The 8,862-nt window shown below is 72.2% G+C and carries 7 protein-coding genes; 3 read left to right on the forward strand and 4 right to left on the reverse strand.

The features are described 5' to 3' along the window. Nucleotides 1-322: 322 nt before the first annotated feature. On the forward strand, nucleotides 323-2,338 hold the full coding sequence (locus tag ACIP93_RS37570; RefSeq protein WP_401766949.1) for an acetoacetate--CoA ligase: 2,016 nt from the start codon (nucleotides 323-325) through the stop codon (nucleotides 2,336-2,338). Between the two features lie 143 nt (nucleotides 2,339-2,481). Here ACIP93_RS37570 and ACIP93_RS37575 read toward each other — a convergent pair whose 3' ends face one another. Further along, a complete protein-coding gene (locus ACIP93_RS37575; protein ID WP_345225119.1) occupies nucleotides 2,482-3,801 on the reverse strand; it encodes an aminotransferase class I/II-fold pyridoxal phosphate-dependent enzyme in 1,320 nt (439 codons plus the stop codon). 45 nt (nucleotides 3,802-3,846) lie between these two features. On the opposite strand from ACIP93_RS37575, the gene ACIP93_RS37580 reads away from it, so the two are divergent. Beyond that, nucleotides 3,847-5,127, forward strand: a complete 1,281-nt coding sequence (locus tag ACIP93_RS37580; RefSeq protein ID WP_401766952.1) for an MFS transporter — start codon at nucleotides 3,847-3,849, stop codon at nucleotides 5,125-5,127. Between the two features lie 22 nt (nucleotides 5,128-5,149). Beyond that, entirely contained in the window at nucleotides 5,150-6,070 is a 921-nt protein-coding gene (locus tag ACIP93_RS37585; protein ID WP_401766954.1) for a hypothetical protein, read from the forward strand. Nucleotides 6,071-6,143: 73 nt separating this feature from the next. On the opposite strand, the gene ptsP is transcribed toward ACIP93_RS37585, so the two are convergent. The 3 genes from ptsP to ACIP93_RS37600 all read right to left on the reverse strand — a co-directional run. Then, a complete protein-coding gene (gene ptsP / locus ACIP93_RS37590; RefSeq protein WP_401766957.1) occupies nucleotides 6,144-7,814 on the reverse strand; it encodes a phosphoenolpyruvate--protein phosphotransferase in 1,671 nt (556 codons plus the stop codon). 83 nt (nucleotides 7,815-7,897) lie between these two features. Then, nucleotides 7,898-8,347 (reverse strand): PTS glucose transporter subunit IIA, encoded by a 450-nt coding sequence (locus ACIP93_RS37595; RefSeq protein ID WP_345225127.1) that lies wholly within the window; start codon nucleotides 8,345-8,347, stop codon nucleotides 7,898-7,900. 201 nt (nucleotides 8,348-8,548) lie between these two features. Next, the coding region (locus ACIP93_RS37600) for a hypothetical protein (protein WP_401766960.1) at nucleotides 8,549-8,862 on the reverse strand (314 nt) is incomplete at its 5' end.

Here is an 8,862-nt window from a genome sequence, read left to right on the forward strand (position 1 = left end):
GGCCCGGAGTACCTCCCTGATCCGCTCGGATGCCGGGCCCGCCCCGCTCCCTTGGGCGACGGGGCGCCTTCCCCTCCCCCCTTCCCCCCCCCCCGGGGCGACAGGGCCGCCCCGAGGAGGCGACCCCTCCCGCTCCCGGCCCACCGGGAGCCGCCGCCCCTGCCCAAGCCCCTGTACGGGCCGCGCCCCCGCTCACCCTGGTGCGGAAGTCGATCACATGGCATCGTCCCCCCGGAGTCCCCGCCCACCGCCGACCCGCACCCCACACCCCCAGCCCTCCACCCCACCAGCGCACACCCGCAGAACCCCCCGGGAGCCACCCATGACCTCAGCGACCCCCACCGCCTCCCCGTCCGAGCCCCCCTCCGAGGAACCCCTCTGGCAGCCGGGCCCCGACCGCATCGCCGAGGCGGCGGTCACCCGCTTCCAGGCCTGGGCCGCCGAGCACCACGGAGCCCCCGCCGACGGCGGCTACGACGCCCTCCACCGCTGGTCGGTCACCGAACTCGACACGTTCTGGAAAGCCGTCGCGGCCTGGTTCGACATCCGCTTCGCCACCCCGTACGAGACGGTCCTCGCCGACCGCACCATGCCCGGCTCCCAGTGGTTCCCCGGCGCCACCCTCAACTACGCCGAGCACGCCCTGCGCACCGCCGAGGACCCCGCCCGCGCCGACCGGCCCGCCCTGCTGCACGTCGACGAGACCCAGCACCCCCACCCCGTCACCTGGGCCGAACTCCGCCGCCAGGTCGGGTCCCTGGCAGCCGAACTCCGCGCCCTCGGCGTCCGCCCCGGCGACCGCGTCAGCGGCTACCTCCCCAACATCCCCCAAGCCGTCACCGCCCTCCTCGCCACCGCGGCCGTCGGCGCCGTCTGGACCTCCTGCGCCCCCGACTTCGGCGCCCGCAGCGTCCTGGACCGCTTCCAGCAGGTGGAACCCGTCGTCCTGTTCGCCGTCGACGGCTACCGCTACGGCGGCAAGACCCACGACCGCACCGAGACCGTCGCCGAACTCCGCCGCGAACTGCCCACCCTCCGCGCGGTCGTCCACATCCCCCTGCTCGGCACCCCCGCCCCCTCCGGCACCCTCGACTGGTCCTCCCTCACTGAGGGCGACGACGAACCGGTCTTCGAGCACGTTCCCTTCGACCACCCCCTGTGGGTCCTCTACTCGTCCGGCACCACCGGACTCCCCAAGGCGATCGTCCAGTCCCAGGGCGGCATCCTGCTCGAACACTTCAAGCAGCTCGGCCTGCACTGCGACCTCGGCCCCGAGGACCGCTTCTTCTGGTACACCTCCACCGGCTGGATGATGTGGAACTTCCTCGTCTCCGGCCTGCTCACGGGCACCACGGTCGTCCTGTACGACGGCAGCCCCGGCTTCCCGGACACCGGCGCCCAATGGGCGATCGCGGAGAAGACGGCCGCCACCCTCTTCGGCACCTCCGCCGCCTACGTGATGGCCTGCCGCAAGGCGGGCGTCCGTCCCGCCGCGGACCACGACCTCTCCCGCGTCACGTGCGTCGCCACGACCGGCTCCCCGCTCCCGCCCGACGGCTTCCGCTGGCTCCACGACGAGTTCGCGTCCGCCGGCCACGACCTCTGGATCGCCTCCGTCAGCGGCGGCACCGACGTCTGCAGTTGCTTCGCCGGGGCGGTCCCCACCCTCCCCGTCCACATCGGCGAACTCCAGGCCGCCTGCCTGGGCACCGACCTCCAGGCCTGGGACCCCCAGGGCAAGCCCCTCACCGGCGAGGTCGGCGAACTCGTCGTCACCAACCCCATGCCGTCCATGCCGATCCACTTCTGGAACGACCCCGACGGCACCCGCTACCACGACAGCTACTTCGACACCTACCCCGGCGTCTGGCGCCACGGCGACTGGATCACCATCACCGACCACCACTCGGTGATCATCCACGGCCGCTCCGACTCCACCCTCAACCGAGGTGGCGTCCGCATGGGTTCCGCCGACATCTACGAAGCCGTCGAACGCCTCCCGGAGATCCGCGAGTCCCTCGTCATCGGACTGGAAGAGCCCGACGGCGGCTACTGGATGCCCCTCTTCGTCCACCTCGCCGAAGGCGCCACCCTGGACGACGACCTCCTCACCCGCATCAAGACCACCATCCGCACCTCCCTCTCCCCCCGCCACGTCCCCGACGAGGTCATCGAGGTGCCCGCCATCCCGCACACCCTCACCGGCAAGCGCATCGAGGTCCCCGTCAAACGGCTCCTCGGCGGCACCCCCCTCGCCCAGGCCGTCAACCCCGGCTCGGTCGACAACATCGGCCTCCTCCCCTTCTACGAGGACCTCGCCCGCACCCGCCACCGCTGACCGAACCCACCGGCACCCCCGCCACTGCCCCGAACCAGCCCCCCCCGGACCCCTGACACGACCCGATCCGGAACCTCCGGCCCCCGATACGACCCGGCCCGGAGCCCTCGGCCCCGACACGATCCGGCCCGGAACCCCCCGGCTCACCCCCCGTACGTGGCCTCGGACTCGCCCAGCACCTCCGCGAAGTCCGAGGCCAGCCGTACGGCGTCCGCCACGTCCAGCCCCGCCGTCGTGACCCGCACCCCCGGCCCCGCCGCGATCCGGAACCGGGCGCCCGCCGCCACCCACCACCCGTGCGACCGCAGCCCGTTCACCACCGCCGACTCGTCCCGCACCGGCACCCACACACTCAGCCCGCTGTGCCCCTGAGCAGCGATGCCCCGCCGCCCCAACTGCCCCACCAGCTCCTCGCGCCTCTTCGTGTACGTCTCCTCGGCCCGCCGCACCAGCGCCCGCGTCCCGGCATCCCCCATCAGCCTCAGCACGGTCTCCTGCAATACGTGACTCACCCACCCCGAGGTGAGCAGCATCCGGCCGTCGTGCCGCGCCAGCGTCTTCGCGTCGCAGGCCAGCGCGGCCCACCGCAGGTCGATCCCCAAATGCTTGGACACCGTACGGACATGGGCCCACCGGGGAAGCCCCCCGGACGCCAGCGAGTGCAACGGCACCCCGGAGACGTCCGCGTTGTGGTCGTCCTCCACCACCAGCACGTCCGGGAAGTCCCGCAGCACCGCCAGCAGTTCCCCCCGCCGCTCGGCCGAGAAGCACCCGCTCCCCGGGCTCTGCGCCCGAGGACTGCACACCACCGCCCGCGCCCCGGCCCGCAACGCCGCCCGCAACGGCTCCGCCCGCATCCCCCCGGCGTCCACCGCCACGGGCACCATGCGCAGCCCCAGCGCGGGCACCAGGTCCAGCAGGTGATGGAACCCCGGGTCCTCCACCGCCACCGCGTCCCCCGGCCGCAACTCCGCCGACAGCAGCCGCGAGACGCAGTCCAGTGCCCCGTGCGCGAACGTCACGTGCTCGTCCGGCACCCCGTCCCGCGCACACCACTCCCGCGCCACCGCCTCCAGCTCCGCCAGCCGGGGCGACGCCCGGTGCGACCCGCCGACCGGCTCCACCCGGGCAGGCGGCCGCAGTACCGGCAGGAACGCCGGATCCGGATGGCCGCCCGCCAGGTCCCGCACCCCCGCGGGCACCCGGGGCGGACGCCGCGACCCCACCGCCGGCGCCTGCGCCACCACGGTCCCGCCGCGCCCCCGCGTCACGACGATGCCGCGCCCGCGCAGCTCCTTGTACGCCGTCGCCACCGTCCCGGGGCTGACCCCCAGCTCCTCGGCGAGCCGCCGCACCGGAGGCAGCGCGTCCCCCGGCGCCAACCCGCCCTCCGCCACGCCCCGTTCCACGGACGCGGAAATCCCCTTGGCGGACGTACCACTGATCGAATATTGTGCTGCCACGTAACACATTATGTACCAATACAAAATTGAACGCAAGGGGGAACGGTGCCACAGAAGAGCCGCACCGCTTGGCAGGACCGCATCCCGGGAGGCCGCGACGGACGCCGTCTGCTCGCCGTCTCCCTCGTCGACAAGACGGGATCCGGCCTCTGGGCGGGCACCGCCGCCCTCTACTTCACCTACGTCGCGGGCCTCTCGGTCGCCCAGGTCGGCCTCCTGCTCGCGATATCCGCCGGCGTCGGCATCGCGGGCGCACCCCTGGCGGGCCGCCTGGCGGACCGTTTCCTCGTCACCCACGTCCTCGTCGTCACCCAACTCCTGCGCGGCGCCGGCTCCGCCGCCCTCCTCCTCACCGACGACTTCGCTCTCCTCGTGGTGTTCGCCGCCGCCACCAGCCTCGGCGACCGCGCCACCAGTGTCCTCACCAAGCTCTTCGCCGCCCGCGTCTCCGGCCCCCACCGCGTCCGCTTCCAGGCCGTCAACCGCACAGTCGTCAACATCGGCTTCGCCGTCGGAGGCCTCGCCGCCGCGGGCGCCCTGGCCATCGGCAGCACCACCGCCTACCAGGCCCTGGTGGTCGGCAACGCGCTCTCCAGCCTGCTCGCCGCCGCGATCGTCACCCGCTGCACCGAACCGGCCCGCCCCTCCGTGGCCGTCGCCGGCCCGGACCCCGGCACATCAGCGGCCGGTCCCCGCTCCACCCCCTGGCGCGACCGCACCTACCTCCTCTACACCGCCACCGAAGCCGTCCTCTTCCTCGACGACGTGATCTTCTCCGTCGGCCTCCCGCTCTGGATCGTCCACGCCACCGACGCCCCGCACGGCCTCGCCCCGCTGCTCCTGGTCCTCAACAACGTGCTGGTCGTCGCCTTCCAGGTGCCCATGGCCAGGCTCGCCCCGACCACGCGGGCCGCCCGCCGGCTCCTCCTCCCGCTCGCCGGAGCCTTCGTCGTCGGCACCGTGGCCCTCGCCGCCTCCGCCTCCGCCTCCGCCGGAACCTGGACCGCGGTGGCCGCCCTGATCGTCGCCGCCACCGCCCTCACCTGCGCCGAGATGCTGCATGCCACCCTGTCCTGGGAACTCTCCGTGGTCCTGGCGGCCGACGACGCCCAGGGTGCCTACCTCGGCGTCCACGGACTGGCCGTATCCGTCCAGCGCAGCGCCGGCCCCCTCGTCGTCTCCGCCGTCATCGCCGCAGGTCCGCTCGGGTGGCTCGGCCTGGGAGCCGTCCTCACCGCCACCGCGCTCGCCCAGCACCGGCTGACCCGTGACCACCTTCCCCGGCCGACGCTGTCAGTGCCCCCGGTTACTGTGAGTGAGCAGTGATCGACCGCACTGAGGGGGAGCAATGGAGCACGCCAAGAACCAGACCCGCACGAACAGCACGACCCGGCACACCCGGTCCACCCGCCGCGCACTGCGCCGCGAAGTCCCCAGTACGGTGGGCCTGTTGGCCGACCGTGAGGACTTCGACGCCATGCGGGCCTACCGCACCTTCACCTTCGACAGCCACGGGACCTACCTCCAGCAGGTCGACGACCTCCTCAAGACCCTGTCCGCCGAGGGCCTCCACACCAGCGTCGCCCTCTTCGACCCCGAGGAATTCGCCGAGTTCTGCATGTCGACGGGCCTCGACCCCGACCGCCCGGAGACCCGCGCCCGCTTCACCGCGCAGGTCGCAGCCCGCGGCGCCTGCGTCCCGTACACGGGCGAACCGGTCGACCGCATCATCCCGGTGCTGGTGGACACAGCGGTCCGCCGGGCCACCTGGGACTGCGCGACCCTCCTCCTGACCGGCCTGGGCGACTGCGCGAGCTGCGGCGAGGACATCGGCAAGGAGGCCTTCGAGCGTTCGTCCCACCTCCTGGTCGCCCTGCTCAAGGGCGCCGGCCACGGCACCCACCACCTCGTGTGCAGCGTCCCCGCCGAGGGCGAGCAACTGCTCTCCGTCCTGCACGCGGAGGCCGGGACGGACGGCGTCCCCGAACTCAGCGACGACGAGGGAGCCGAGTTCGTGACCGTCCTCGCCGCGGGCATCGCGCTCGAAAGCCCCGGGGGAGTGGTCCTGCGCACCACCCGCGACGGCCGGCCGGACAGGGTCTACGGCTGGAGACTGGACCGCGGCGGCCTGCGCGCCCTCACCGAGGCCGAAGTCTTCAACGCCTACTGCACGGACGCCGAGACGGGCGAACCGGTCTCCCCGGAATCCGGCGTCGACTACTGCGCGGGCTACCCCCTGGAGGAGGACCCCGGCCCCCACCACCACTGACGAAAAAACCCGTGGGGCCACCGGCTCCCACCGGCGGCCCCACGGGCCTCACCTCATCGCTGCGACCGTCGGGTCACTCCCCGGACAGCACCGCCTGCGCGGCCACCCGGGCCTCCTCGGCGGTGTCCACGGCACGCGCCGCGGCAGCCGCCCGCTCACACTGCGCCAGCGTGTACTTCGCCAGCGTCGCGCGCACGTACGGAATGGCCTTCGCGCCCATGGACAGGGAGGTGACACCCAGGCCGGTCAGCACACAGGCCAGCAGCGGGTCGGCCGCGGCCTCACCGCACACACCGCAGCTCTTGCCCTCGGCCTTGGCGGCATCGGCCGAAGCCGCCACCAGGTCCAGCAGCGCCGGCTGCCACGGGTCCTGCAGCCGCGACACGGCACCGACCTGACGGTCCGCCGCGAAGGTGTACTGCGCGAGGTCATTCGTCCCCAACGACAGGAACTCGACCTCCTGCAGGATCGAACGCGCCCGCAGCGCGGCGGACGGGATCTCCACCATCGCGCCGAACTTCGCCTGCAGCCCGGCCTCCCGGCACGCGTCCGCGAACGCCTTGGCGTCCGTACGGTCCGCGACCATCGGCGCCATGACCTCCAGGTACACGGGCAGGCCCTCGGCAGCCTTGGCCAGAGCCGTCAGCTGAGTCCGCAGCACCTCGGGGTGGTCCAGCAGCGACCGCAGCCCACGCACACCGAGCGCCGGGTTCGGCTCCTCGGCCGGCGTCAGGAACTCCAGCGGCTTGTCCGCACCGGCATCGAGCACACGCACCACGACACGGCCCTCGGGGAAGGCCTCCAGCACCTTGCGGTACGCCTCGACCTGCGACTCCTCCGACGGCGCCCGCTTGCTGTCGTCCAGGAACAGGAACTCGGTACGGAACAGACCGACGCCCTCGGCGCCCGCCTCCACGGCCGCCTCGACGTCCGCCGGCCCGCCGATGTTGGCGAGCAGCGGCACCTTGTGCCCGTCGGACGTCGCACCGGGCCCGGTCGACGCGGCCAGCGCGGCCCTCCGCTCAGCGGCCGCGGCCTCCAGCTCGGCGCGCTTCTCGGCGCTCGGCTCGACGAAAACGTCGCCCGTGCTGCCGTCGACGGCGACGACCGTGCCCTCGACGAGCTCACCGGCACCGGGCAGCGCGACCACCGCAGGCACACCCAGCGCCCGCGCGAGAATCGCGCTGTGGCTGGTCGGCCCGCCCTCTTCGGTCACGAACCCGAGCACCAGCGCCGGGTCGAGCAGCGCCGTGTCGGCGGGCGCGAGGTCCCGCGCGATGAGCACGTACGGCTCGTCGCTGTCCGGCACACCCGGCATCGGAACGCCCAGCAGACGGGCGACGATACGATTCCGCACGTCGTCCAGGTCGGCCACCCGGCCGGCCAGGTACTCGCCCGCACCGGCGAGCAGCGCCCGGTAGGCGGCGAACGCGTCGTACACACCGCGCTCGGCGGTGCTGCCGACGGCGATCCGACGGTCCACGTCGGCCATCAGCTCGGGGTCCTGAGCCATCAGGGCCTGTGCCTCCAGCACGGCCTGCGCCTCGCCGCCCGCCAGATTGCCACGCGCCATCAGGTCGGCCGCCACAGCTTCCACGGCCTGCCGAGCACGCCCCTGCTCGCGCTCGGCGTCCTCCGCCGGAATCTGCTTGGCCGGCGGCTCCAGGACCGCCGTACCCATGTGCCGAACTTCGCCGATCGCCACACCGTGGCTCACGCCGACGCCTCGCAGCGTTGTCTCCATTTCACCGTCTCCGCTAGTTGCGACGGAACCTGCCGCCGCGGTGGATGTACTGCCCGCCGTCGTCACGGACGGCGCCAGACGTTCTACTTCCAGGTGAAGAGGGCGTCGCCGGACTTCACGTCGCCGCTCTCCTGAACGTCCGCGAGGGCGTCCGCGGTGGCTTCGAGCGCCACGACGGGGCAGACGGGCGACTTGCCGGCGGCCTCGACGGCGGCCGGGTTCCACCGCACGACCTCCTGACCGCGGCTCACGGTGTCGCCCTTGTTCACGAGGAGCTCGAAGCCCTCGCCGTTGAGCTGCACCGTGTCGATGCCGAGGTGGGTCAGCACACCGTGGCCCTCGGAGTCGACGACGACGAAGGCGTGCGGGTGCAGGGAGACGACGACACCGTCCACGGGGGACACGGCCGCAGCGGGCTCGCGCACGGGGTCGATGGCAGTGCCGGGGCCGACCATCGCTCCCGAGAACACGGGGTCGGGGACTGCGGCGAGTCCGATGGCTCGGCCTTCAAGAGGGGACGTCACGCTGGTCATGGGGGCCTCCCAGGGGCGGAGTTGTGCGGCGCCGTCACTACCTGTCCTGGACGGCATACCTGCTTCAGCAGGGTAAGTCATAAGAAGTCCCGGTTCCGCACGAGAGGTGCCACTTGGCAGACTTAGAGGTGCAACGGAAACGATTTGCCTCAAGAACCGGCGCCATGTACTGTCGTACTCCTGCCTGACCCCAACACGTACTCACACTTCCTGTGAACCGTGTGTCGGCAGCGCCTCTAGAACGCAGATCTTATCCCGGATCCTTCTTTCCGCATGCCGCGGAACAGCTGGTCGGGAAGACGGAAAAGCGCTGATAGAGTCGGAGCCGCCGGAAAGGGAAAACGCGAAAGCGGAGAACCTGGAAAGCGGCGAGCGGAATCCGAGGAAATCGGCACTGGAAACAGTCTGATAGAGTCGGGAACGCAAGAACAACAGAAACACCGAACGAAAACGTCCGGAGGAAAGCCCGCAGGGGTGATTACGAAGGAAGCGTCCGTTCCTTGAGAACTCAACAG

The sequence above is a fragment of the Streptomyces sp. NPDC088745 genome, from assembly GCF_044751045.1.
GTDB classification, from domain to species: domain Bacteria; phylum Actinomycetota; class Actinomycetes; order Streptomycetales; family Streptomycetaceae; genus Streptomyces; species Streptomyces cremeus.

Bases quoted from the DNA above. Each gene is read 5' to 3' on its own strand.
- ACIP93_RS37585 (WP_401766954.1), top strand. From the start codon at position 5,150: ATGGAGCACGCCAAGAACCAGACCCGCACGAACAGCACGACCCGGCAC.
- ACIP93_RS37595 (WP_345225127.1), bottom strand. From the start codon at position 8,347: ATGACCAGCGTGACGTCCCCTCTTGAAGGCCGAGCCATCGGACTCGCC.
- ACIP93_RS37570 (WP_401766949.1), top strand. From the start codon at position 323: ATGACCTCAGCGACCCCCACCGCCTCCCCGTCCGAGCCCCCCTCCGAG.
- ptsP (WP_401766957.1), bottom strand. From the start codon at position 7,814: ATGGAGACAACGCTGCGAGGCGTCGGCGTGAGCCACGGTGTGGCGATC.